Source organism: Cytobacillus sp. C11.1, assembly GCF_058145115.1.
In genome coordinates this window covers 4,375,128-4,400,605 of the sequence record NZ_CM176935.1, presented here as the reverse complement: position 1 = coordinate 4,400,605, position 25,478 = coordinate 4,375,128, and the positions used below count along the sequence as shown (strand labels likewise).

Here is a 25,478-nt window from a genome sequence, read left to right as displayed (position 1 = left end):
ACAGAGAAAAGTAAACCGGGAATCGGGTATGGTCAATGCCGCCCAGCCTTGTCCCCATATAACTCAATATACTCATAGAACTTGAAAATAGACCATAGAATTAAGTACATGCATGCGCAAAATTTAGAAGGTAAATCCTGAAGACTTAGGCATTATATTATAAAGAAATGTGCTATTAAAAGAATTGCTGCTAATTAAAGAATGAGCGTACATCTCAACGCTCCTTATCGCGGAAACGCTTCCGAGTAAGGGAGAGATTTTTTAAATTTTGAAACTGATAGGCTTATAAAGGATAGAATAATAATGGCCAAGTTAGTTGAGTCCATATGAGGTCCAGAGGAGGGATTCTTTTGCGTCGTCCGAAAATTGGTTTGGCACTTGGTTCGGGAGGGGCGCGGGGGTTTGCCCACCTAGGAGCCATCAAGGTTTTAAAGGAAGCAGGCATCCCGATCGATCTTATTGCGGGCAGCAGTATGGGAGCAATGGTCGGGTGCTTTTATGGAGCGGGGCTTGATGTAGAGCGTCTTTACAAACTTTCAAAGGCCTTTAAAAGGAAGTATTATCTAGATTTTACTGTACCCAAAATGGGTTTTATCGCAGGAAAGCGTGTAAAGGAACTCATTCGTATTTTTACCCACGGCAAAAATCTTGAAGAGCTTGATATTCCTGTCAATGTGGTAGCCACTGATCTGATGACAGGAGAAAAGGTTATATTTAATAAGGGCCCAATAGCTGATGCAGTGAGGGCAAGCATTTCCATACCGGGAATTTTTGTGCCTGAAAAATTAAATGGGCGTTTATTGGTTGATGGGGGAGTAGTTGATCGGGTTCCAGTTTCTGTTGTAAAAGAGATGGGTGCAGACATTATCATTGCCATCGATGTCTCTCACGTAAAAACGAATGCGGAAATCACCTCTATTTATGATGTAATCATGCAAAGCTTGGATATCATGCAAATGGAGCTCGTTACACATCGGGAAATTGCGTCCGATTTTATGATCAGACCTAGAGTTGAAATGTATAGCTCCCGTGCGTTTACAAACATAGAAGAAATTATTAATATCGGTGAAGAGGAAGCAAAGAAACATATTGATAGTATACAGCAGTACATAACCCAATGGGAGGAGCATCCTGAATGATGAGAAACAAGTTTTATATCCGTTCCTTCTTGATTGTTGCCGTTATGATTTTGCTCAGTTCCTTTTATTATCTGCCCTATTATGTATCAAAGCCGGGCATGGCAAAAGAATTGGAGCCGATTATCGAGGTTGAAAACGGCTACGAAGAAAAAGGCACATTTATGCTGACAACCGTAAGAATGGGACGTGCCAATATTTATGCTTATGTGACTGCAAAATTAAGCAAGTATCAGGAACTTTATCCTGTAGAAGATATCCGGAGTGAAAATGAAACGGATGAAGAGTATAATGTCCGCCAGCTTCATTTAATGGCTTCATCTAAATTGGCAGCTATAGAAACGGCCTATAAAAAAGCGGGGATTCCAATCAAGTACCATTATAACGGCGTTTACGTTCTAAATGTTATGCCTGATATGCCTGCACATGGCAAGCTGCAGGCAGGAGACCGTATTTTTAAGGTGAATGGAAAGGAATTCAAGTCCTCTGATGAGTTTATCAGCACTGTCTCTGAAAAACAGGAGGGTGCCGAAATTACATTAACCTACGAACGCCAGGATCATACGAAAGAGACTACTATCACACTAAAAACCCTTCAAGAAACGGGAAAACCTGGAGTGGGCATCACTTTGGTAGATGACAAAGAAGTTGAGGTTGACCCCGCTATTAATATTGAAAGCGATGAAATTGGAGGACCCTCTGCAGGGTTAATGTTTTCGCTGGAAATATACAATCAGCTTATTAAAGAAGATCTGACCGGAGGTTTCCAGATTGCTGGTACAGGAACAATAAATGCAGAGGGTACAGTTGGCCGAATAGGAGGCATTGAGCAGAAAATAGTTGCAGCGGACAAAGCTGGAGCAGAAATATTTTTTGCCCCTAACGAGAATGGTGCCGAAGACTCAAATTATAAAGCTGCTGCTGCAACCGCTAAAGATATTGGGACAGATATGAAAATTGTTCCGGTTGATACCTTTGATGATGCAGTAGAATATTTAAGAAATTTGAACTAATGAAGCTAGCGGCCAAAATGGCCGCTGGCTTTTTTTTTTTGGAATGGATTTTGGGTTTTTCCTTACTAAATCATAATCGGAGGCTGATTAAACTCCTGATGCAAAAGGACTTGCTGCTGTCTGCCCTTAACACCCATTGCATACACACGTGAGGCTTTAATATCCAGGTGCAAAAGATTACTCACCTGGGAGGATACCCTTGAAATAAGAGGAAGAGGCAAATCTGCTTTATGCTTGTTTAAATACTCCCTGCCATTTTTGGACATACCCAATAGCCGTAAATATGCTGCTTTAACTGGTTCAGAAGGCATTTCCTCTTTTGCTGTATTGGTAAGGATGTGTACACATGCTCTTTGGAGTCTTGTCCATGTATATCGCTTCGTTTTAATCTGTTCCATAAATTGCTGGAAGGTTTCTGCCTGAAAAGCAGTGGACAGGAATCGATGTTCCAGGCCTTCCTCCATATCATAAATCGTTTCTAATTGTTCAGGAAGGAGGTGAATTAACCGGTATTTAAGAAGAGGCCAGTAGTCTTCCCACTGATGAAACCCTCCGAATTTTTCTTTGTATTCAATCAGACCGCTATAGGTAGTTTGCGGGACATACTGTTGAATGGTTTTAATATCTCCATTTTCAGAGAATAGGGACTTCCTGATGCTTGTTGCGCTTGCAATCGAATCGGATGAAAACTGTTCATCATGGTATTCTGCATTTTTTCTGGCAACGGTCAGAAGTTTCAAAGATGCATTTTGATTTCTTGCAGCTTTCAGGTACTGAAAGCCGAGAATATTATTTGGTTTTGAAAGGTCAACCATATCACTTTTAGGCTGTAGATCCAGAAAAGCCAAGGATACTGCTTTTGGATAGCTGAAGCCCTCATTCAAATGAAATTTAACTCTGCTTTGATATGTGTCATTTTGTTTATTCAGGAATGAAAAAGTTTGATGGAAGCTATTCATATTGCCTGATTCGCTCCCAAAGCATAAGCTGCGGCAGCCGGCAGCTTCAAGTATAGAAACTGCTCCGCTTGCAAAAATATCCGCCTGTTGGGCAGCAAACTGATAGGGCAGCTCAAAAACAATGTCTGCTCCTGCTTTTAAAGCCATTTCAGTTCGCTTCCACTTTGAAACAAGTGCCGGTTCTCCGCGCTGCAGAAAATTTCCGCTCATGGCAGCAATGACGATTTCTGCACCGGAAGCCTGCTTTGCCTGCTCCATATGGTAGGCATGTCCATTGTGAAAAGGATTATACTCTACGATTACTCCAACTGCATCCATATTTGACATACTCCTCGAAAAGGTTTAAAAAGATATGTATTGGAAAAAGTAAAAAGAAAGCCAAAATAAATGAAAACGAACAAAAATTTGGATTTCTGCAAAAAACTGTTAATCCAATTAAAGAAAATAAGCCTTCAATAGTGTGATAATAGCTACATTATAGTGTAAAGAAAAAATATTGACAAATAATTATAGGAAGGCTATAATTACCTTTGTTGCCTTGGGGTGATTCGTATGAAATGGACTTTAAGTCAGTTACAAAAATATCGAAGCAAGGATTTTCCCATTGATGAAACTGTCAATGTAGATGAGGTCATGAAATTGGATCCGGACATTCGCGGTGCGTCACCAATGCACGTGACAGGACGTGCGGATATCGATTCGGCCAAAGTGACTTTTCATTTAAATATAAAGGGTCATTTAATACTGCCTTGTTCTCGTACTTTAGTTGACGTAAATTATCCAATTAATGTTGAAACAACAGAAACTTTTCTCTTAAAAGGTTTGGATTATGAGACCGAAGAGGAAGTTCACCAGGTAAAAGGTGATGTGATTGATCTTAATCCGGTTCTTCATGAGATCCTTTTACTCGAAGTCCCAATGCAAGTTTTCTGCGAAGACAGCAGTGAAGAAGGAGCTCCTCAATCCGGAAAGGACTGGGAGGTCATTCAGGAGCAAGATAAACAGGATAAAGTTGATCCTCGTCTTGCCGGACTTGCTCAATTTTTTGATCAAAATGATCCTTCTTCCGATTCATAACGGAAGAAAAACAAGAAGCATTTGAAGAAACCAGCTTGATCTGGCCTTCATAACTTTCTTAATGGGTGTGTTCAAATCCCTTTGGACATCCTCTAATACTCTTTAAGGAGGTGGGAAGAATGGCTGTACCTTTTAGAAGAACATCTAAAACTGCGAAGAGAAAACGTCGTACCCATTTTAAATTACAGGTTCCTGGTATGGTAGAATGCCCAAACTGTGGTGAAATGAAACTTGCTCACCGCGTTTGCAAAGCTTGCGGAACTTACAAAGGAAAAGAAGTAGTAAACGACTAATCCTTTAGATACAAAGCACAAGAACTTTATGTTCTTGTGCTTTTGTCGTTTTTGGGAAGAGATATACAAGTCTAAAAATACAAGCTTCTGCAGATTTTTGCTAATATTAAAATAGCTTTAGCCAATGATTTTAAGCCATTATTTGATTTTGGCACTCTGTTAATTAGAGTGTCAGGCGCGAGATCTCAGCGGGAGAAACGCGTAGAAGGGAGAACTCCTCCGTATGCTAGTGCTTAAGAGAGCTTCTGGACCGTCCGTGCGAAGCGACAGCAAGGTTAAAAATACTTTGTAAAAAGAAGGAGGCAGCTATGAACCCATACATAATTGAAGAACATGAAGATGGACTTTTAGTATTTACAATAAACAGGCCGGAAAAAAGGAATGCCATTAATTATGAAGTGATGGACGGATTAGAAGAGGCATTGTCGAAAGCAGAAAACGAATCGGTTAAAGTGCTTATTATTACTGGGGCAGGAAACCAGGCTTTTTGCTCAGGAGGCGATCTTTCTTCTTTCCATCACTTAAAAACAGAAATGGAAGCTTTCAAAATGCTTAACAGAATGGCAGGGCTATTGAAAAATCTGTTTTTCTTGCCTAAGCCCACTGTTGCCCTGCTAAATGGAACTGCTGTCGGTGGAGGCTGTGAATTGGCAGCTGCCTGCGATTTTCGAATTGCAAAAAGTGGCACCAGGGCAGGTTTTATTCAAGGAACTTTGGCCATTACAACTGGCTGGGGGGGAGGTACAATGCTAATGGAAAAGCTGCTTCCTGCCAATGCCATGAAAATGCTTATGGAGGCTTGTCTATATCCAACAGAAGAATTAGTCGGACTTGGATTTGTGCATTCCGTCTATGAGGGTAAAGCACTGGAAGGCTGCAGAAGTTTTCTGCATAAAATGCTTTTGCTGGAATCTGATGTTCTCAAAGCTTATAAAGAACTTTCCATTAAAAAATGGAAAGTAAATGAGGTAGACGAAAGAATAGAGCAGGAAGTGCGCCGCTGTGCCCTTTTGTGGGAAGGTGAACCGCATCATAGGCAGGTTGACCGTTTTATGAATAAATAAAAAATTTGGAAATCAAAGAACACCCGCTTAAAATAGCACTGACTGAATAAAGTTTCACTTTATAGAATGATATCAGTCTATCTTTTCTAGCATAGGCATATGTATAAAGAAAAAACACTAGGAGGGATATTCTGATGTCTTCAACCCGTCAGGATGCTTGGTCTCAAGATGAAGATTTGCTGCTTGCTGAAGTAGTGCTCCGCCATATAAGAGAAGGGGGGACTCAGCTTCAAGCGTTTGAAGAGGTAGGCAAACAGTTAAGCAGAACAGCAGCTGCATGCGGCTTCCGCTGGAATTCCTATGTTAGAAAGCAATATAAATCAGGGATTGAATTAGCAAAAAAACAGAGGAAAGAGATGAAAAAAAATCCTCCCGCAGCAGAAAAGGAAAAAGAAAATTCCAATGAACCTGCAGCTAATGCAAGTGACTATACAGGAACAGAAACAATCGAAGACAAAAATATAATTGAGTTTGATGAAGTAGTCGGTTTCCTCAAAAAGTTATACGATAAAGCGCAAAAAACAGGAGAATTGGAAGAAAACCCCTCAAAGGAACGAATTCAGGAATTGGAAAAACAAATGTATTACCTTGCTGCTGAAAATGAAAGATTAATTAAAGAGCTAAATAAGATGGAACAGGATTATAAGGCGTTGGTAGAGATAATGGAAAGTGCCCGTAAACTTGTGGGGCTAAAAGATGGAGACCGTCAGAAAAATCTTAAATTTACCGTAGATCCAGCAGTCAGCTGGAAAAGGTTGAGAAATAGGGAACCGACCTTAATTGTGATGCTGTATTGCCGGTATAGAATTGAATAACATAAACAAAGCGGACAATAGATTTGTCCGCTTTGTCTCTTACTATTATCGAGAAGCGAGAGTAACCCGGTGATTAGTGGGCCTGTTCCTTAACTCCTGCAGGGAACCATGCAAGCGGGTTCTCTCCAAGGTCGCGTTCCATATCATAATTGACCGCAGAAAAGTCCATCTTCTCCCAGAAAGGTTTCGATTTTACTCGGGGATTCGTTTTAATAGGAAGTCCAAATCCTTTTGCGAATTCCACAAGTGCCTTCCCATAGCCTTTATTTTGATAGTCAGGCAGAACTTCGAGTTTCCAAAGCTCCAAATAATTCTGAGCTGGCTCGAAATAACGGTCGAACCTTGCATCAATTTGGTAAAGGCTCATGCGTGCTACGAGTTTATCGCCGAAATAGATGCCGTAGAAAGGCGATTCGCTATCATTTTCTATAATATTTGCTTCCAGGTCCTCCAGCATGGACAATTCCTGGAGCCCATACTCTTTAAATTTTTTAAACTCTTCCAAAGTTTTGTAGTTTACTTTTAATTTTTCCACTTTATAATTCATGTAATCTCCCCCTTAGCCAAGGATGTATATGGATTCTTTAAGATGTAACTGCTTAATTATTCGAAAGTTCTTTCTTTGTCTATTATTATATAACAAGTAAACAAAAAATTCTGCACTTAAGAAAAACTTAATATATATTTAGTTTTTTTATAAAAAATAGAAAGCGTTTTCAAAATTAGCAGGAAAAAGCCAGAAGTTTGTAGAAATATATATTATTGCAGGATTATTATGCTTAGAAAGGGGATCGATTGTGCGAAAAATTTTGATTGCAAACAGGGGAGAAATTGCTTTGCGCATTATAAAAACCTGCCGGGAAATGGGCATTGAAACAGTTGCCGTATATTCCGATGCAGACAAAGACCTTCCTTTTGTTAAAGAAGCTACATATGCTTTCAATATAGGTGAACCGCCTGTTAATAAATCTTATTTAAAAACAGATACCATTCTGGAGATCGCCAAAAAGGAAAAAGTAGATGGAATCCATCCAGGTTATGGTTTCTTATCGGAAAACGCCGGTTTTGCCAGAGCTGTAAAAGACGCTGGAATCGCTTTTATTGGGCCAGATCCTGAAACGATTGAGTTGATGGGTGATAAAATTGTTTCCCGGAAAACCATGATGGAAGCAGGGGTGCCGGTTGTTCCGGGTAGCGGCGAAGGAACATCTACTTTGGAGGAAGCAAGTAAGCTTGCGGATTCAATGGGTTATCCGGTTATGCTCAAGGCCAGCGGCGGTGGCGGAGGGATTGGCATGGTTCGCTGTGAAAATGAGCAAGCGCTCGCTAAGTCCTTTGATTCTACAAAAAACCGTGCCAAAGCATATTTTGGGTCTGATGAAGTATTTGTAGAAAAGTATATTCAAAATGCCAGACATGTAGAAATCCAGGTGTTCGGTGATCATCATGGAAATATCGTTCACTTATTTGAAAGGGATTGCTCGATTCAACGGAGACACCAAAAAGTTGTTGAAGAATCACCATCTCCTTTCCTTTCGGAACAAACTAAGCAAAAAATGTGTGAAACGGCTTTGACTGCGGCAGACGCTGTTCAATATAAAAACGCAGGAACAATTGAATTTATTGTGGATGAAGAAGAGAATTTTTATTTTCTTGAAATGAACACAAGACTCCAGGTTGAGCATCCGGTAACTGAACAAATTACAGGTATTGACCTGGTAAAATGGCAGCTGTTGGCGGCCAGCGGTGAAAAGTTGCCGCTCACACAAAATGAAATTAACCAGCAGGGCCACTCAATCGAATTCAGATTATATGCTGAGGATCCTAAAACTTTCCTTCCTTCACCAGGTAAATTGTCAATGTTTGAATGGGAGGCTTCACCTGGGGTACGGGTTGATTATGGATATGTTTCTAATACAGCAGTCAGCCCATTTTATGATCCGATGATTGCAAAGTGCATTATTCATGGAGAATCAAGAATAGAGGCAATTGAAAAAGCGGTTCAATTCTTTGATGAACTAAAATTAGAAGGCATTAAAACAAATGCACCTCTATTTAAAGAAATTTTAAGAGACGAAGATTTCCGCAAAGGGAATTATTCAACAGCATTTTTAACGGAAAAGGCATTCGCCGTCAAATAGAAGGAGGAATTACAAATGAAAGAAATCGCATCATCAATGGCAGGTACTGTATTAAATATTATGGTCGAGGCAGGCCAGGAGGTTTCTGCTGGCCAGGAAGTCCTTATGCTGGAATCCATGAAAATGGAGATACCGGTTGAAAGTGAGGCTGCAGGAAAAGTGGCTGAAGTAAAAGTGAACGTTGGGGACTTCGTGAACGAAGGAGATGTCCTGATCGTTTTTGAATAAGTTGGTTTTTTAAAGTTAATTGTTGATTTTGGCACCCTGTTGATTGAGTGGAAGACGCGGCCTCTTCGGAATGCTCTTACTAAAGCTTATTCAATGTCCAGCTGGAGAAGTAAGTCAAAGGGAGACTTTGCGGGCTTTTCATGCACCGGGAGCGTCGTCTGCATGCGTTTCACTAAACTTATTGAGCGGGAATCAACTGGCAAAATTAACAGTGAAAATTAATTGTGATCCCAATTAGGGAGAAAATCTAATTCTAGGAGGAAGAGAATGACCACTGCAAAGACATTAACTGAAACGCTGCAGGAAAGAAGCAGAGAAATAGAAGCCGGCGGACATCCAAAGTATCATGAAAAAAATGAAGCCCAAAATAAACTCTTTGTCAGAAGACGTCTTGAGCTGCTGTTTGACGATGGAATCTACGAGGAGGATGGCAAATTTGCAAACTGTGAAGAAAAGGATTTGCCTGCAGATGGCGTTGTCACTGCGATTGGGAAAATCAACGGGCAGACGGTCTGCGTCATGGCGAACGATTCAACCGTAAAGGCAGGGTCCTGGGGTGCCAGAACGGTTGAGAAAATCATTCGCATTCAGGAAACTGCTGAAAAATTAAAAGTGCCAATCCTTTACCTGGTTGACTCGGCCGGGGCAAGAATTACAGATCAGCTTGAAATGTTTCCGAATCGACGCGGAGCAGGCAGAATTTTTTATAATCAAGTAAAGCTTTCCGGCATGGTGCCGCAAATTTGCTTGTTATTTGGCCCTTCTGCTGCAGGGGGCGCTTATATTCCTGCATTTTGTGACATTGTTATCATGGTTGACCAAAATGCTTCCATGTATTTGGGCTCACCAAGAATGGCTGAAAAGGTTATTGGCGAAAAGGTTACTCTTGAAGAAATGGGCGGAGCCCGCATGCATTGTTCAGTCAGCGGCTGCGGAGATATGCTCGCCTACAGCGAGGAAGAGGCAATTGAATCTGCCAGAAGATATCTGGGGTATTTCCCGGCAAGCTTTAAAGAAAAGCCAGGAAATATTGAAGCTGTTAGGCCGAAGGCAGGCCGTGACCTTGAAGAAATCATCCCTAAGAACCAGAATGCCCCATTTGATATGTATGAATGTATTGATTCATTGATAGATGAAGGAAGCTTCTTTGAAATTAAAAAGCTTTTTGCATCGGAGCTAATTACCGGACTTGCCCGCATCGGCGGAAGGACAGTGGGGATCATTGCCAACCAGCCGAAGGTGAAAGGTGGAGTATTGTTTGTGGACTCTGCTGACAAAGGTGCTAAATTTATTCAGCTTTGCGATGCATTCCATATTCCATTATTGTTCCTGGCAGACGTACCTGGATTCATGATTGGAACTAAGGTAGAAAGAGCAGGGATAATACGTCACGGCGCAAAGCTGATTGCAGCTATGAGCTCGGCTACTGTTCCAAAAATCTCCGTTGTCGTTAGAAAAGCTTATGGTGCTGGGCTATATGCGATGGCGGGTCCAGCATTCGAACCAGACTGCTGCATTGCACTTCCTACTGCACAAATCGCTGTCATGGGACCTGAAGCGGCTGTAAATGCGGTCTATTCTAATAAAATTAATGCTATCGAAGATCCAAAAGAAAAAATTAAATACGTACAGGAAAAGCAGCAGGAATATAAAGAAGCAATTGATATTTATAAGCTTGCCTCAGAATTAATCGTTGACGATATTGTTTCCCCATCAGATTTAAGAAATGTATTGATTAATCGTTTTGATCTGTATGAAACGAAAGAATTAACATTTAGCGTACGCAAACACCCTGTGTACCCGGTTTAATATAAGCAAATGAAAAATCCCTTTTTCGGAATTTCGAAAAAGGGATTTTTTTTAAAGGATTTCTTTAAAGCAAAATGGAATTAAAAAATAAATATAATATTTGAAAAAAGTGAGTAAACATTCCAATTTACCCATGTTTTATTTTATTTTGGCTGTTTTCGCAAAGTTTGTTGCTTACAAAATAGTGTTAATTACTGAGTTGATTGGAGTGGAAGGCACTTGATCCTCGAAAATGCATTCGCATTTTCTTCGTGCGGTGCTTATTCGAGGAAGCTTATTCAATGTCCTGCGGGAAGAGAGGGAGCGGGAGACCCCGCAGGCGTGAAACGCCGAGGAGGCTCCCGTTCCTCCCCGCGGAAAGCAAGTGACTGGAGCGGAAATCAACGGGCAAGCTTTATAGTCCAAAAACAACAATCTATACGAAAAGAGCCTTTATTTTTGATAAAATAGGACCATGACAAAATTGATAACGGGAGTAAGCTATGAGGATTGCTATTATCGGCGGAGGGGCCATAGGACTTTTATTTGCCCATTATTTGAATGAACACCATAACGTGCATGTGTATGTTAGAAGTAAAATCCAGGCGGATAGGCTGTGTTCACAGGGTCTTATATTTGAAAGGGATGGGAAACGCCTTAAATATCCTATCAAGGCAAGCCTTTTTACAGAATGGAAGGGTGAAGAGGATTTAACTATTGTCGCTGTGAAACAGTACAGTATTCCGGAGGTTGTATGCAGTATGAAGAAAATGAGCCATGGCCGTCACTTATCATTTCTGTTTCTCCAAAATGGCATGGGGCATTTAAAGTGGATTCAAAATCTCCAAGCTGAACATCTATTTGCAGGAAGTGTTGAACATGGTGCTTTAATAGCAGAATCGGGTACTGTTTTGCATACTGGGATAGGGGTAACAAAGCTGGCTGCTATAAAAGGGGATTTAACTTTTTTAAAGGGAATTTCCGAACCTGCATCAAACTATTTTCCTTTTGTTTTTAACCAGGATTATATAGGAATGCTGATTGAAAAGCTTATTGTTAACTCTGTCATCAATCCATTGACTGCCGTGCTGAGTGTCAGAAATGGGGACCTTTTGGAAAATCCATATTATTACCGCTTGTTTTTAAAGCTGTTTGACGAAGTTAGTACAGTAATGGATATATCCGATAAAGCGGGAGCTTTAAACCATGTGAAAAAGGTTTGCAGAGATACAGGGAATAACCGATCCTCCATGCTGAAGGATATTGAAGAAGGAAGGCATACAGAAATAGATGCCATCCTGGGTTATATTCTTGAGGAAGCAGAAAGAAAGAAAATGGAGGCTCCATTTTCTGAAAGCCTTTATTGCCTTGTTAAAGGGAAGGAGTAAAAAGGGGGAAATGAATTGAATACAGTGTTTTCAGCTTTCATTGCCACATTGGTTACAATTCCATTGCTGGGATATATTGCTGTGTTTATTATCAGTAAACAAATAACAAAAAAACACCGAAGATCAGTACATATTGCTTTGGATGTCAGCACTTTTTTATTTATTCTGTCTGTCCATTTTCTTATTATTGTTATTTGGGATAAATCATATTTATGGATGATTCTTTTGTCATTGCTAGTTACAGCTGTAATTTTTGTTATTATTCAATGGAGGGTTAAACAGGAAATAAGCTTGCGTGTTATGTTTAAAGGATTTTGGCGATTCAATTTCCTCTTATACTTTTCCGCATATGTTGTCCTCATTATTATAGGGCTGGTCCAACGGGTCGCTGCTGTTGTCATTATACCTTAATAGCATCTCTTAGATAGGAAATCTAAATATCTAGAAATGAAACATTTAGTTAAGCAAAGTTTTTTTCTTTTCAATTCAGACAATGATATACTCAGAAGATGAAATAAAGTGCGTGTTCAAAAAGGAGGACAAAAGGAGTCGGTGAGGTTAAGGAAGTGGATCTTTGAACAGTGATGTGAAAGCTCGAAACTCCTATAGCATAATCCCCGCAAAATCACCTTGCTTTTTCGAAGGAATGATTTTGGTACGTGAGCATGTTCTATTCAATGGAGTGGAGAAGCAAGCGGAGGCAGACTAAAAAAGATCTCTGCGTCCGCCCTAAAGCTACCGTTTTGGTCGACGACAAATCACGTCCGTATAGTTCTTTAAACTGTGAAGGTCGAATCAGCACGTTCTTGTGCAACTCGAGTCGGCTGCTGCTTACAGGACTTTTTGAACATTCTTTGAAAAATGGAACCAGAAAGGAAGTTCATTAATGGAGATTCTTAATCTCTCATTGCCGGCCACCAACCGGTTTGCAACAGATTATAACGCACAAACAGAAGAACTCATGCAGTTTTTTCATTATCGCTATAATTCTTCTTCAGATTATAAAGCGCGCTTAGGGGAATTAAAGGATCGGTCATTTATGAGAAATGAACTTTCTGAGTATATCGGAAAATTTATGGATCGCTTTCCTGCCTCTGCAGCAGTGCACGAATCCCTGGAGAAGCTGAAGCAAGAAAATAGTGCTGTTATCATTGGAGGGCAGCAGGCCGGGATTCTGACGGGCCCGCTTTATACCATACATAAAATTATCTCGATTATTTCCCTTGCCGAACAAAAGGAAAAAGAGCTGGGTGTTCCTGTCGTTCCCGTTTTCTGGATTGCTGGTGAGGACCACGACTATCAGGAAGTCAACCATGTGTTTGTTGAAAAAACGAATAAAATGGAAAAAGTGATTTACCCTGAAAAGGTATTTGAAAAAAGTATGGTCTCCAATATTTGCTTGGATAGGGATAAGTGTAAGTTATGGGTGGAGGCTATTATTGAGTCATTTGGAGAAACACAATATACAAAAGGGCTCCTTAAAACACTGCGTGACACCATAAACCAATCTGAAAGCTTTGTTGATTTTTTTGCTGGAATTATTATGCATCTGTTTAAGGATACAGGATTGCTGCTGGTCGATTCAGGCGATAGGAATTTGCGTATGCTTGAAAGAGACATACTTACAAAACAGATTGAAAGCTTTGAGGAAATAACCAAAAGGGTGAAAGATCAGCAAGATTTGCTGGAACGCTCTGGTTTTCCCAATGCGATTGAAATTAGCGAAAATGCAGCAAACCTATTTTATTACGATGAAAAGCATAACGAAAGAATACTCCTTGAATATAATCAGGAGAAAAAGGTGTTTACCGGGAAAGAATGTTTCCACGAGTTTACGATGGATCAACTGCTGGAAATTGCTGAAAAATATCCTGAAAGGCTAAGCAATAATGTTGTGACAAGGCCGATAACTCAGGAATGGCTGTTTCCAACATTGGCATTTATAGCAGGGCCGGGTGAAATTGCTTATTGGGCTGAGCTGAAGAAGGCATTCGAGTGTTTTGGAATGAAAATGCCTCCAATTATGCCCCGGCTGAATATTACCATTCTAGAACGATCAGTGGAAAGTGATATGAAGGAATTAGACCTGGATTTGCAGGAAGTGCTTACCTTCGGGACTGAAGCAAAGAAAAAAGATTACCTTGAGCTAATCAAAGACGAAAGCATTGAAGAGCAGTTTAGGTTAACAAAAGAGCAGTTAAAGCAAAACTATGTTTTAATAGAAGAATTAACGGGGAAAGAAGCCAATGCTCTGCTTCCGATGTTAAAGAAAAACGAGGAACTGCTCGTCAAGCAAATGGATTTCATGGAATCTAGAATTCAACAAGCAATCCAGAAAAAGCATGATGTCATCATTGGTAAATATGAAAAAGCGGAAAATGCTTTAAGGCCGGGAGGGTCACCGCAAGAGAGAATTTGGAACGGGCTGTATTACATTAATAAATATGGTATGAGTTTTGTGAACGATTTGCTGGAATGTCCCTTTATATTTGATGGGACACACAAAGTCATAAAAATTTAATATTCGCCATTATTTTTCTGCCTTATCCATCTGGATAAGGCCTTTTTTTTATCCTTTTAAGCAAAGAATAAAGGGTTAAATATTGATATGCCAGCATGTGTGCGAGCAACCATGTGACTGTGAAAAAACCGTAAAGGCTTTAAAGAAATTGTAATAAAAAGACGAACGGAAATTCCGGGAAAAACTCCAGGGAGGCAGGATTTTAAATGGAGTGGTAGAATAATTAAAAACATGTGGAGGAAAGTGGGGGAATGTGGTACATTTGTGTTAGAAAGTGGGTGCAGTGGGTATGTTCATGGGTGAGTTCCATCATAACGTTGATATTAAAGGCCGTCTCATCGTGCCTGCTAAGTTCCGGGACAACTTGGGCGAAACCTTCGTATTAACCCGTGGACTCGATCAATGCTTGTTTGGTTACCCAATGAACGAATGGAGGCTGCTTGAAGATAAATTAAAAGGCTTGCCTCTTACAAAAAAAGATGCCCGCGCTTTTACCCGTTTTTTCTTTTCAGGTGCCACTGAATGTGAAATAGACAAGCAAGGAAGAATAAATATTGCTTCCCCGCTTCTGCAATATGCAAAGTTGGAAAAAGAATGTGTAGTACTGGGCGTTTCCAATCGAATTGAAATATGGAGCAAGAATCTTTGGGAAGACTATTTTGCAGAGTCAGAGGAATCTTTTGCTGATATTGCAGAAAATATGATTGGGTTTGATATATAATGGGAATGTTTTATTAATATAATTTCCCGCAGATGTAATTTTCTTAACAAAGATGACTGTCTAGCTCCGGATGCTGTTAAAGGCATCTAGCGCTTTTCGGATTGGAAAGGTGGAAACATACAACCATGTTTGATCATACAACAGTACTATTAAAGGAAACGGTAGATGGCTTGAATATTCATCCGGGTGGAGTTTATGTGGATTGTACCCTAGGCGGTGCAGGACATAGCGAGCTGATTCTCTCGCAGCTTTCTAATAATGGAAAGCTATATGCGTTTGACCAGGATGATACGGCGATTGCCCATGCAAAAGAAAAACTGGCTAAATTTGGCGACAGAATAACTATTATTAAAAGTAACTTCAAGTATCTTCAGGAAGAACTGGAAAAGCTGGGAGTTCATAAGGTTGATGGCGTTCTATATGATCTCGGCGTTTCCTCTCCGCAATTGGACACACCGGAACGGGGCTTCAGCTACCATAACGATGCCCCGCTGGATATGAGGATGGATACGGACGCAGAGCTGTCAGCATTTGATGTTGTAAACAGCTGGGACTATGCAGAGCTTGTAAAGATTTTCTTCAGATACGGAGAGGAAAAATTCTCCAAGCAAATCGCTAGAAAAATTGAAGCTGCCAGAGCAGAAGCTCCAATAGAGACAACCGGCCAGCTGGTAGAAATTATTAAGGATGCCATACCTGCACCTGCTAGGAGAAAAGGCGGACATCCTGCAAAGAGAGTGTTTCAGGCAATCAGGATAGCTGTTAATGATGAGCTTGGCGTATTTGAAAATTCATTGCAGCAGGCGATCGACATCCTGAATCCCCAGGGAAGAATTAGTGTCATCACTTTCCATTCCCTTGAGGATAGGATCTGCAAGGCTACATTTAAAAAAGCTAGTGAAACACCGAATTTACCTCCGGGACTGCCAATTATTCCTGACGAATATAAACCAATCCTAAAGCTTATAACGAGAAAGCCAATCCTGCCTTCTGAAGAAGAGCTGGAACACAATAACCGCGCAAGGTCTGCAAAGCTGCGTATAGCGGAAAAACTATGAGCAATCATGGAATTAGAGAATAGATAAATAAATAAACAGGAGGGAAATTATGAGCAATTTAGCACGAAAAATTCAGGAAGAACAGCATTATCAGCAGCAAACCCAGCCTCTCGAAATCCCCCAAAAGATAAAGTCCAGAAAGTCATGGCTTTCTCCTGGAGAAAAAATTCTGGGGCTTGCTTTTACGGGAATCGTATGTTTCGGTGCCGTCCAAATGGTATCAAACCAGGCTGCCATTTATGAAGTAAACAAAGAAATACAAATAACAGAGCGGGCTATTCAGGAACAGACTAAGGTAAACGGGGATCTTGAAATGCAGGTCAGCGAGCTAAGTACATATGAGCGTATCAAGGCAAAAGCCGAAGAAATGGGATTAAAATTCAGCGGAAATAATGTCAAGGTTGTGGAAGATTAATGAAAAAACAGCCAAATATAAATTTTGGAGCAGCGATATTATTCCTAATATTCAGCCTGCTCTTTTTTGTATTGCTTTTTCGTTTTATCTCTATTCAGATTACCGGAGAAGCAGACGGGCAAGTTCTTGCTGCAAAGGCTCAGCAAAAGTATGAACGGGAAAAAACGATTGAGGCCAGAAGGGGCACCATTTATGACCGCAATGGCGAAGTGATTGCAGAAGATACCGTGTCCTATAAGCTTGTGGCGATTTTAGATAAAAGCATGAAACCTGGTTATGTAAAGGACCCTGATAAAACAGCCAAGAAACTATCTAAGGCAATAGACCTGGAAGAGTCTGAGATTTATAAAATATTGACAAAAAAAACAAAAGACGGAGAAACACCATTCCAAGTTGAATTTGGAAAAGCCGGACGCGATCTTCCGTTAAAAACAAAACGTGAAATAGAAGAAATGAAACTTCCCGGCATTACATTTATTACAGATTCCAAGCGGTTTTATCCAAATGGTGTCTTTGCTTCACACCTGATTGGGTATGTTGAAAAAAAGAAAACAGAAACGAATAGGACTGATACTGTCGGAATGCTTGGTTTAGAGCAAAGCTTAAATGAAATTCTGACAGGCAAGGATGGAAAATTCAGTTATGAAAGTGACATTTGGGGCTATCTGCTGCCAAATGGCGATGAGATGATAAAGCCTGCCCAAAATGGAAAAGACGTATATCTGACTATAGATAAAAAAATCCAGACCTTCCTTGAAGATTCCATGAATAAAGTGGATGAAGAGTATAAACCGAAGAAGATGGTAGCTGTCGTTGCGGATGCGAAGACTGGTGATATACTTGCTATGGGCCAAAGGCCATCCTTTCACCCAAAAACAAAGGAAGGAATAGAAGATACCTGGCATAATGAGGTTATCGAAAACTCCTATGAGCCAGGTTCAACCATGAAAATTTTTACATTGGCAGCAGCGATTGAAGAAGGTGTATTTGATCCTAATGAATGGTTTAAGTCTGGCAGCTATAAAGTAACCGAAAATTCAAAAGCTGTGAGAGACCATAACCAAGGCCGCGGATGGGGATCCATTACTTATCTTGAGGGGGTTCAGCGTTCTTCCAATGTGGCTTTTGCAAAAATAGTAAAAGAAAAACTGGGATATGAAACGTATAGAGAATATGTAACCAAGTTTGGTTTTGATGATCCTACCGGAATTGACCTGCCCAATGAAACGGGCGGCAATATTGTTTATGAATGGCCACTGGAGAAAGTAACAACCGGATTCGGCCAGGGTTCCGCCATTACGCCAATTCAGCAAATCCAGGCGGCTACAGCGATCGCTAATGCCGGAAAGATGATGCAGCCGCATGTAATCAGCAAAATTGTTGATAGCGATAAAAAAGAAGTGGTGAAAGAAACGAAACCAGAGGTAAAAGCTAATCCGATATCAGCGGAGACGGCTAAGAAAACAAGAGATATTTTGGAGACAGTTGTTTCTTCTGAAAATGGTACAGGCTACAAACGCTATAATATTGAAGGGTACGAGGTTGCCGGGAAAACGGGGACTGCACAAATCCCTGATCCTAATGGAGGCGGATATTTAACCGGGCATGAAAATTTCATCTTCTCCTTTTTAGGCATGGCTCCAAAGGATGACCCCGAATTGATTATCTATGTGGCTGTGCAGCAGCCGGATATTGATCTTAGCACAAATGGTGCCGAGCCGGTTTCCAAGATTTTCACTCCTGTTATGAAAAGCAGCTTGCAGTATTTAAATATTGAGCCTTCCAAAAAACTTAAGATTAAGTCTGAACATACACCTGAAGTGGAAGGGCTGACAATTGAAGAGGCAAAAGCTAAGCTGGAAAAGTTCGGATTTGAGGCGATTGTGCTGGGAAAAGGGAATAAAATAGAAAGACAAGTTCCCGGCAATATGTACAATTTGCTTGAAGGTGAAAGGGTTATCCTTAAGACAGATGGCGAGTTAACAGTGCCTGACATGAACGGCTGGTCGCTAAGGGATGTTATGAAAGTAGCAAAGCTAGCCAACTTAAAACTAAATACAGTGGGTAATGGATATGTGGTTAAACAAAATCTAAAGGCCGGGGCTGCTTTAAGTGAAGGGGATTATTTAATCGTCGAGCTGGAGCCTCCTGCACAAAAATATAATGAAGTGCAAACAGAAGAGGGTCAGGAAGAAACGGAAGAAGTACTTGATTAATTGGAACGCACTGTCAGATAGGCAGTGCGTTCTATTCATATGGGTACAAGCATATATTTGAACGAGCCATAATCTAAGGAGGTTCGTTCGTACATGCGTGTTTCAAATGTAACCGTTCGGAAACGGTTGACTGTAGCTTTGTTCGTTGGTATTCTAGTCTTTTTTATTATCGATTTGCGTCTTGGGTATGTTCAATTTTTTCTTGGCAATATGCTTACTGATGGCGCAAAGGAACTCTGGAGCAGGGATATTCCTTTTGAACCGGAGCGAGGAGAAATTGTGGATCGAAACGGAGTTCCGCTTGCCACTAATGTTAGTGCACCAACAGTCTATGTTGTCCCCAGGCAGATTAAGGATCCTGCAGATGCTTCGGAAAAATTGGCTGCTGTCTTAAATATGTCGAAGGAAAAAGCTTATCAGCTCATCACCAAAAGAGCATCCAGCGTAAAAATTCCTGAAGGGCGAAAAATCTCCCATGAAAAAGCAAAGGAGATTCGCTCTTTAGAAATAGAAGGCGTCTATATTGGCGAAGACTCAAAGCGCCATTATCCATTTGGGAACTATCTTTCCCACGTGCTCGGTTTTGCCGGAATTGACAATCAGGGTTTAATGGGCCTTGAGTTATACTATGATGAAGAACTTAAAGGAAAAGAAGGTTCAGTGAAATTTTATGCGAATGCCAAGGGCGAGCGCATGAACGATATGGCGGACGACTACAAGGCTCCTGTGGACGGAATGGATCTTAAACTGACGATTGATTCAAAGATCCAAACGATAGTTGAAAGGGAGCTTGACATAGCCCAGGCTGAATATAATCCTGATGGCATTATTGCTATCGCCATGAATCCGAATAACGGGGAAATCCTGGCCATGTCGAGCCGGCCTGATTTTGACCCTGCCAACTTTAGAAACGTGCCCCCAGAAATTTACAACCGGAACCTCCCAATCTGGAGTACCTATGAGCCGGGTTCCACGTTTAAGATTATTACTCTGGCAGCTGCTTTGGAAGAGGGTAAGGTAGACTTGGAAAAAGATCACTTCCATGATCCGGGGTTCGTTGAGGTTGGGGGTGCCAGGCTAAGATGCTGGAAGAAAGGCGGCCATGGCAGCCAGACATACCTGGAAGTTGTCCAGAACTCCTGCAACCCTGGTTTTGTAGAACTTGGGGAGCGATTAGGAAAGGAAAAGTTATTTAAATATATTCGTGATTTTGGTTTTGGGGAAAAAACAGGCATAGACCTTCAGGGCGAAGGCAAGGGGATTTTGTTTAACCTTGATCGTGTAGGCCCGGTTGAGCAGGCAACCACTGCATTTGGACAGGGTGTTTCCGTTACTCCGATCCAGCAAGCTGCTGCGATCTCTGCGGCAGTTAACGGCGGCACCTTATATACGCCATATATAGCAAAAGAATTAATTAATCCGGCTAACGGTGAAATTTTGATGAAAAAGTCACCTGAGGCTAAGAGAAAAGTAATTTCAAAAGAAACATCCGATGAAATTCGGCTTGCACTGGAATCTGTTGTTGCCAAGGGATCCGGTAAAAAAGCATTTGTTGACGGCTACCGTGTTGGCGGCAAAACAGGAACGGCGCAAAAGGCTCAAAATGGCCGTTACCTTGAAAATAACCATATTGTATCTTTTATCGGCTTTGCTCCTGCAGATGATCCGCAGCTTGTGGTCTATGTTGCAGTAGACAATCCAAAAGGAACCGTTCAGTTTGGGGGAGTTGTTGCCGCACCAATTGTTGGGGAGATTATGGGAGACAGTTTGAGGGCTATGGGTGTAAAACCCAGAAAAGACCAAATTGAAAAAGAGCTTACCTGGATGGATTCTCCAATGATTGAAGTTCCTGACATGGTCGGCATGACAAAGAAAGATTTGGGAGAGCTATACCTTAACTTAAAAATAGATGCGAGCGGAACTGGCAATACAGTGGTTAAGCAAACGCCTCAACCGGGTATAAAGCTTAAAGAAGGCTCAACCATCCGTCTGTACTTTGATGACAAAGAATAACAGCCAGAGGGCGGCACGATACGCGCCGCCTGAATTTTTATTTTTGGAGAAAAAAGTAAATAACCACACATTGCGAAAAGGTATATGATTAAATGGCTAAAAAGCCAATTATCATGTACAATATATATCGCCATGATTTTGGAATCGTAACCGATTGGTTTTAATTTTAAAACTGGGGATCACTCTGGTGAATAAAAAGAGTTTTAATCTGCAAGGAACCAGAAAGCTAAATAAAGAGGAAAACAAAGGGCGCTGCTTTAGAATGAGAGGAATGAATGCCATGAAATTACATACGCTGCTGCAATATCTGCAGCCATATATGTCTTATAAGGGGGATAATCCAGAAATCACATCAATTGTCAACGATAACCGGCAAGTATCAGCCGGAAGCTTATTTGTTTGTATAGAAGGCTATACAGTTGACGGGCATGACTTTGCTGCTTCAGCTGCAGAAAAAGGAGCTGCTGCTGTTGTTGCCGAGAAGGAATTGGATTTGGATATACCAGTGATATTGGTAAAGAACACGCGAAGGGCCATGGCTGTGCTGGCTGATGCCTTTTATGGGCAGCCTAGCCATAAGCTTCATCTGATTGGAATAACCGGTACTAACGGAAAAACGACAACAAGTCACCTGGTTGAAAAAATCCTTGCTGATGCGGGCCGGAAAACCGGTTTAATTGGAACGATGTATACAAAAATCGGGGAACAAACTTTTGAAGTGAAAAATACGACACCCGAAAGCCTTACCCTGCAAAGCACTTTTGAAAAAATGGCAGTTTCTGGCGTGGACTCCGCTGTTATGGAAGTTTCATCCCATGCGCTGGATGAGGGGCGTGTCCATGGCTGTGATTTTGATGTAGCTGTGTTTACTAACTTGACTCAGGATCACCTTGATTATCATAAAACAATGGATGAATACCGCAGGGCGAAGGGGCTGCTTTTTGCCCAGCTGGGAAGTGCCTTTAACCATGAAAGGCCCAAGTATGCGATATTAAATGCGGATGACCCGGCTTCTGCCGAGTATGAAAAGTCCACTGCAGCACATGTGCTGTCATACGGAATTGATCATGAAGCAGACCTTCGTGCAGTCAATATTGAAATGACCTCGGCAGGTACGGCCTTTGATTTATCCAGCCCATTCGGGAGGCATAAAGTATCACTTAAAATGATAGGGAAGTTTAGCGTATATAATGTACTTGCCAGTATAGGAGCAGGAGTTGCCTCAGGAATACCGATAACGGAAATCATTGAATCCGTCGAGGAAGTAAAAGGTGTTTCCGGCAGGTTTGAAACGGTAGATGCAGGCCAGAATTTCTCTGTAATAGTCGACTATTCGCATACTCCTGACAGTCTGAAGAATGCTTTGGAAACTGTAAAGCAATTTGCCCAGAAAAGGATTTTTGCAGTTGTCGGCTGCGGTGGGGACAGAGACCGCTCCAAAAGGCCACTTATGGCTGAAATTGCATGCCAATACAGTACTGACCCAATATTTACTTCAGATAACCCGCGTAGCGAGATCCCCTCCAGATTTTAAGGGATATGGAAGAGGGAGCGAAGGGCGAAAAATATAAGACGATTGTCGACCGGAAAAAGGCTATTCACTATGCGGTAAGAAATGCTTGTGAAGGCGATGTTATATTGATAGCCGGCAAAGGACATGAAACATATCAGATTATCGGGAATCAGGTTTTTGACTTTGATGACCGGTTAGTTGCTAAAGAGGCGATAGAGGAGCGATAAAATGTATTTAACGTATGGTGATTTAGCGAAATTGTTTCCAAATACAACAGGGATAAAGGACAATGAGCTGCAATTTCATACGGTAGCTGCTTCCTCATCGATCGTACAGCCGAAAGGAATCTATCTCCCTATAGAAGAATCAGGCAATCTGAAAGATGCGATTAAAAATGGGGCAGTGGCTGCCCTTTGGAATGAGAAGGACGAGGTACCGGCATATACACCTAATCATTTTCCTGTTTTTTATACAAATGACTTAACGAAAGGCTTAAAGGATATCATGGAATCATATATAGAAATATTAAGCAACGCAGATGAAACGATCAACACAACAAATTTCCTTTTTTTAGATGAAAAAAGTCTTAATGAAAACGAAGCAACATATGATATTGCTGTGATGGCTGAAAAATTAAATGAAGCTGCCAGAAATGCCAAGAACGAAAGGAGGGGATAATATGATGGAGCAAGTAGTTTTTTTCACAATTTTAGCTGGATTCTTAATAACAGTATTGCTTTCTCCCATTTTTATTCCCTTCTTGAGAAGATTAAAATTCGGGCAAAGTATTCGTGAGGAGGGACCAAAATCCCATCAGAAAAAAACGGGTACACCTACGATGGGGGGAATTATGATCCTCCTCTCAATTACTGCAACAACCCTGCTGATGACAGGGAAATTTGCCGAGCCTACCGTTAAAACCTATTTATTATTATTGGTTACTTTGGGCTTTGGGCTTCTTGGGTTCCTGGATGACTTTATCAAGGTAGCCATGAAGCGGAACTTAGGTCTTACCTCTAAGCAAAAACTTTTGGGCCAAATCATTATTTCAGTTATATTTTATTTTGTTTTCAAGCAAAATGATTTTTCCACTGAAGTACATATCCCGCTCACAGACCTTTCTTTTGATTTAGGCTGGTGGTATGTATTCTTTATTATTTTCTGGCTTGTAGGGTTCTCTAATGCAGTAAACCTTACGGATGGCCTTGATGGTCTTGTTTCAGGCACCGCGGCTATTGCTTTTGGGGCTTTTGCAGTATTGGCCTGGAACCAATCGCAATTTGAAATATCGATTTTTTCCGTTGCAGTTGTTGGAGCTGTCTTGGGCTTTCTTGTATTTAATGCCCACCCTGCTAAGGTATTTATGGGGGATACAGGCTCGCTGGCTTTAGGTGGGGCAATTGCAACGATTGCCATACTCACAAAGCTGGAAATCGTATTAATTATTATTGGCGGTGTTTTTGTTATAGAAACGCTGTCAGTTATTCTTCAGGTAGCATCTTTTAAAACGACCGGGAAGCGAATTTTTCGAATGAGCCCGCTCCATCATCATTATGAACTGGTAGGGTGGTCTGAATGGCGGGTTGTTGTAACCTTCTGGACTGTTGGCCTTCTGTTTGCAATTCTCGGAATCTATATTGAGGTGTGGGTGTAAGTGAAGGAAATCAATCGTTATCGACATAAAAAAATATTAGTATTGGGGCTGGCAAAAAGCGGAGTGGGGGCAGCCTCCCTTTTACATAAACTAGGAGCATTTGTTACGGTAAATGATTTTAAGCCTTTGGCGGAAAACCCTGAAGCCCAGGGGCTGCTTGAGCAGGGAATTACTGTTATTTGTGGAGGCCATCCAATTGAACTGCTAGAAGAAGGCTTTGAGCTAATAGTTAAAAATCCTGGAATTCCATACCATAATCCAATGATTATAGGGGCGCAGGAAAAAGGTATTCCTGTTATTACAGAAGTAGAGCTTGCCTATCAGGTATCTGAAGCTCCTTTTATTGGCATTACGGGTACAAATGGAAAAACCACGACAACTACACTGGTATTTGAAATGCTTCAGGCAGGCAGCAAAAAACCGCTGATTGCCGGCAATATCGGTACTGTTGCGTCAGAGGTTGCCCAGGAAGCTTCTGAAGAGAATTATATCGTTATTGAACTATCATCCTTTCAGCTCATGGGAATAAGGGAGTTCAGGCCGCGTATTGCCATATTGACAAATCTTTATGATGCCCATTTGGACTACCATGGAACAAGAGAAGAGTATCATGCTGCCAAAGCGAATATTACGATGAACCAGACAAGCAATGATTATTTAATAGTTAATGCCGACCAACAGGAGGTTATGGAAGCTGCAGCAGGATCCAAGGCAAAGATTATCCCTTTTTCAACATTAAAAGAGCTTTCTGAAGGCGCTTATGTTAAAGATGGATGGATTTGCTTCAATGGCGAAAAGGTGATGGAAAGAAAAGATGTCACCTTGCCGGGAGCGCATAACCTTGAGAATATACTATCCTCGGTGGCTGCAGCCAAGCTGACCGGGGTTGGAAATGAAGCAATTATTAGTGTTTTAAGTACATTTGCAGGTGTAAAACACCGTTTGCAATATGTGGCTGAATACCAGAGCAGAAAATTTTATAATGATTCAAAAGCAACTAATATTTTGGCAACGAAAAATGCAGTAGCAGCTTTCAGCGATCCTGTCATTCTTCTGGCGGGAGGACTTGACCGAGGAAATAGTTTTGATGAGTTAATCCCATCTTTAAAACGGGTTAAAGCTCTAGTTACTTTTGGACAAACAGCAGAAAAGATTGAGAAGGCGGCTTTGGAAGCCGGAATAAAAACAATCGAGCGTGTCGATAATGTTGAAAAAGCCGTACCTTCTGCCTTTAAGCTTTCTGAGCCTGGAGATGTCATTCTGCTTTCTCCGGCATGTGCAAGCTGGGACCAATATAAAACTTTTGAGGTTCGGGGAGACATGTTTATAGATGCGGTGCATAAGCTTAAATAAGGGCTTGTCTGCGGGACTAGAGAAAAGAACAGCTTAGGCATACATCTGCTTCGCGGCACATTTAGAGCTTTATAATCGGATAAGCAAAAAACGCCTGGAGGGCCCAACCTGC

Annotated in this window: 21 protein-coding genes and 2 pseudogenes; 21 read left to right on the top strand and 2 right to left on the bottom strand. The window is 41.2% G+C overall.

Annotated features, from left to right (window positions below; translation table 11 throughout):
• Window positions 1-326: 326 nt before the first annotated feature.
• Both AC3ZVC_RS21680 and AC3ZVC_RS21675 read left to right on the top strand, forming a co-directional pair.
• Window positions 327-1,139: a patatin-like phospholipase family protein gene (locus AC3ZVC_RS21680; RefSeq protein WP_490065186.1), complete on the top strand. Its 813-nt coding sequence runs from the start codon at window positions 327-329 to the stop codon at window positions 1,137-1,139.
• A complete protein-coding gene (locus AC3ZVC_RS21675; protein WP_490068982.1) occupies window positions 1,139-2,149 on the top strand; it encodes a SepM family pheromone-processing serine protease in 1,011 nt (336 codons plus the stop codon). The genes AC3ZVC_RS21680 and AC3ZVC_RS21675 overlap by 1 nt, the downstream gene beginning before the upstream one ends.
• Window positions 2,150-2,214: 65 nt before the next feature.
• On the opposite strand, the gene AC3ZVC_RS21670 is transcribed toward AC3ZVC_RS21675, so the two are convergent.
• The gene (locus AC3ZVC_RS21670) at window positions 2,215-3,426 is read right to left on the bottom strand and encodes a nucleotidyltransferase (RefSeq protein ID WP_490065185.1); all 1,212 of its coding nucleotides are present in this window, start codon (window positions 3,424-3,426) and stop codon (window positions 2,215-2,217) included.
• A 234-nt stretch (window positions 3,427-3,660) separates the two neighbouring features.
• On the opposite strand from AC3ZVC_RS21670, the gene AC3ZVC_RS21665 reads away from it, so the two are divergent.
• The 4 genes and pseudogenes from AC3ZVC_RS21665 to AC3ZVC_RS21650 all read left to right on the top strand — a co-directional run bounded on the left by AC3ZVC_RS21665 (window position 3,661) and on the right by AC3ZVC_RS21650 (window position 6,308).
• Entirely contained in the window at window positions 3,661-4,185 is a 525-nt protein-coding gene (locus AC3ZVC_RS21665; protein WP_490065184.1) for a YceD family protein, read from the top strand.
• A 119-nt stretch (window positions 4,186-4,304) separates the two neighbouring features.
• Window positions 4,305-4,478 (top strand): 50S ribosomal protein L32, encoded by a 174-nt coding sequence (gene rpmF / locus AC3ZVC_RS21660; RefSeq protein ID WP_009791160.1) that lies wholly within the window; start codon window positions 4,305-4,307, stop codon window positions 4,476-4,478.
• A gap of 308 nt (window positions 4,479-4,786) precedes the next feature.
• Window positions 4,787-5,542 (top strand): enoyl-CoA hydratase/isomerase family protein, encoded by a 756-nt coding sequence (locus tag AC3ZVC_RS21655; RefSeq protein ID WP_490065183.1) that lies wholly within the window; start codon window positions 4,787-4,789, stop codon window positions 5,540-5,542.
• Between the two features lie 134 nt (window positions 5,543-5,676).
• A pseudogene (locus AC3ZVC_RS21650) lies at window positions 5,677-6,308 on the top strand (RsfA family transcriptional regulator).
• A gap of 122 nt (window positions 6,309-6,430) precedes the next feature.
• On the opposite strand, the gene AC3ZVC_RS21645 reads toward AC3ZVC_RS21650, so the two are convergent.
• Window positions 6,431-6,904, bottom strand: coding sequence for an N-acetyltransferase (locus tag AC3ZVC_RS21645; RefSeq protein ID WP_490065182.1), 474 nt, complete (start codon window positions 6,902-6,904; stop codon window positions 6,431-6,433).
• 250 nt (window positions 6,905-7,154) lie between these two features.
• Here AC3ZVC_RS21645 and AC3ZVC_RS21640 point away from each other — a divergent pair, with 250 nt between their 5' ends.
• From AC3ZVC_RS21640 to murD, 15 genes and pseudogenes are all read left to right on the top strand, one after another.
• A complete protein-coding gene (locus AC3ZVC_RS21640; protein ID WP_490065181.1) occupies window positions 7,155-8,498 on the top strand; it encodes an acetyl-CoA carboxylase biotin carboxylase subunit in 1,344 nt (447 codons plus the stop codon).
• 15 nt (window positions 8,499-8,513) lie between these two features.
• Window positions 8,514-8,726, top strand: a complete 213-nt coding sequence (locus tag AC3ZVC_RS21635) for an acetyl-CoA carboxylase biotin carboxyl carrier protein subunit (RefSeq protein WP_214724654.1) — start codon at window positions 8,514-8,516, stop codon at window positions 8,724-8,726.
• 267 nt (window positions 8,727-8,993) lie between these two features.
• Complete coding sequence (locus AC3ZVC_RS21630; RefSeq protein ID WP_490065180.1) at window positions 8,994-10,535, top strand: acyl-CoA carboxylase subunit beta; 1,542 nt, start codon at window positions 8,994-8,996, stop codon at window positions 10,533-10,535.
• Between the two features lie 482 nt (window positions 10,536-11,017).
• Window positions 11,018-11,902 (top strand): 2-dehydropantoate 2-reductase, encoded by an 885-nt coding sequence (locus AC3ZVC_RS21625; protein WP_490065179.1) that lies wholly within the window; start codon window positions 11,018-11,020, stop codon window positions 11,900-11,902.
• 24 nt (window positions 11,903-11,926) lie between these two features.
• Window positions 11,927-12,313, top strand: coding sequence for a DUF3397 domain-containing protein (locus AC3ZVC_RS21620; RefSeq protein ID WP_490068981.1), 387 nt, complete (start codon window positions 11,927-11,929; stop codon window positions 12,311-12,313).
• 475 nt (window positions 12,314-12,788) lie between these two features.
• Window positions 12,789-14,423 carry a bacillithiol biosynthesis cysteine-adding enzyme BshC gene (gene bshC / locus AC3ZVC_RS21615; RefSeq protein WP_490065178.1) on the top strand — a complete coding sequence of 545 codons (1,635 nt, stop codon included), beginning with the start codon at window positions 12,789-12,791 and terminating at the stop codon, window positions 14,421-14,423.
• A gap of 289 nt (window positions 14,424-14,712) precedes the next feature.
• A complete protein-coding gene (gene mraZ / locus AC3ZVC_RS21610) occupies window positions 14,713-15,144 on the top strand; it encodes a division/cell wall cluster transcriptional repressor MraZ (RefSeq protein WP_214724664.1) in 432 nt (143 codons plus the stop codon).
• Window positions 15,145-15,269: 125 nt separating this feature from the next.
• Complete coding sequence (rsmH, locus tag AC3ZVC_RS21605) at window positions 15,270-16,202, top strand: 16S rRNA (cytosine(1402)-N(4))-methyltransferase RsmH (protein WP_490065177.1); 933 nt, start codon at window positions 15,270-15,272, stop codon at window positions 16,200-16,202.
• A gap of 49 nt (window positions 16,203-16,251) precedes the next feature.
• On the top strand, window positions 16,252-16,617 hold the full coding sequence (gene ftsL / locus AC3ZVC_RS21600; RefSeq protein ID WP_490065176.1) for a cell division protein FtsL: 366 nt from the start codon (window positions 16,252-16,254) through the stop codon (window positions 16,615-16,617).
• A complete protein-coding gene (locus tag AC3ZVC_RS21595; protein ID WP_490065175.1) occupies window positions 16,617-18,833 on the top strand; it encodes a penicillin-binding protein in 2,217 nt (738 codons plus the stop codon). The genes ftsL and AC3ZVC_RS21595 overlap by 1 nt, the downstream gene beginning before the upstream one ends.
• A 93-nt stretch (window positions 18,834-18,926) precedes the next feature.
• A complete protein-coding gene (locus AC3ZVC_RS21590; RefSeq protein ID WP_490065174.1) occupies window positions 18,927-20,846 on the top strand; it encodes a stage V sporulation protein D in 1,920 nt (639 codons plus the stop codon).
• Window positions 20,847-21,126: 280 nt separating this feature from the next.
• A pseudogene (locus AC3ZVC_RS21585) lies at window positions 21,127-22,586 on the top strand (UDP-N-acetylmuramoyl-L-alanyl-D-glutamate--2,6-diaminopimelate ligase).
• 1 nt (window position 22,587) lies between these two features.
• Entirely contained in the window at window positions 22,588-23,037 is a 450-nt protein-coding gene (locus AC3ZVC_RS21580; protein WP_490065173.1) for a hypothetical protein, read from the top strand.
• Window position 23,038: 1 nt separating this feature from the next.
• Window positions 23,039-24,013 (top strand): phospho-N-acetylmuramoyl-pentapeptide-transferase, encoded by a 975-nt coding sequence (gene mraY, locus AC3ZVC_RS21575; RefSeq protein WP_490065172.1) that lies wholly within the window; start codon window positions 23,039-23,041, stop codon window positions 24,011-24,013.
• Window positions 24,014-25,366: a UDP-N-acetylmuramoyl-L-alanine--D-glutamate ligase gene (murD, locus tag AC3ZVC_RS21570; RefSeq protein WP_490065171.1), complete on the top strand. Its 1,353-nt coding sequence runs from the start codon at window positions 24,014-24,016 to the stop codon at window positions 25,364-25,366.
• The last annotated feature ends 112 nt before the right edge of the window (window positions 25,367-25,478 follow it).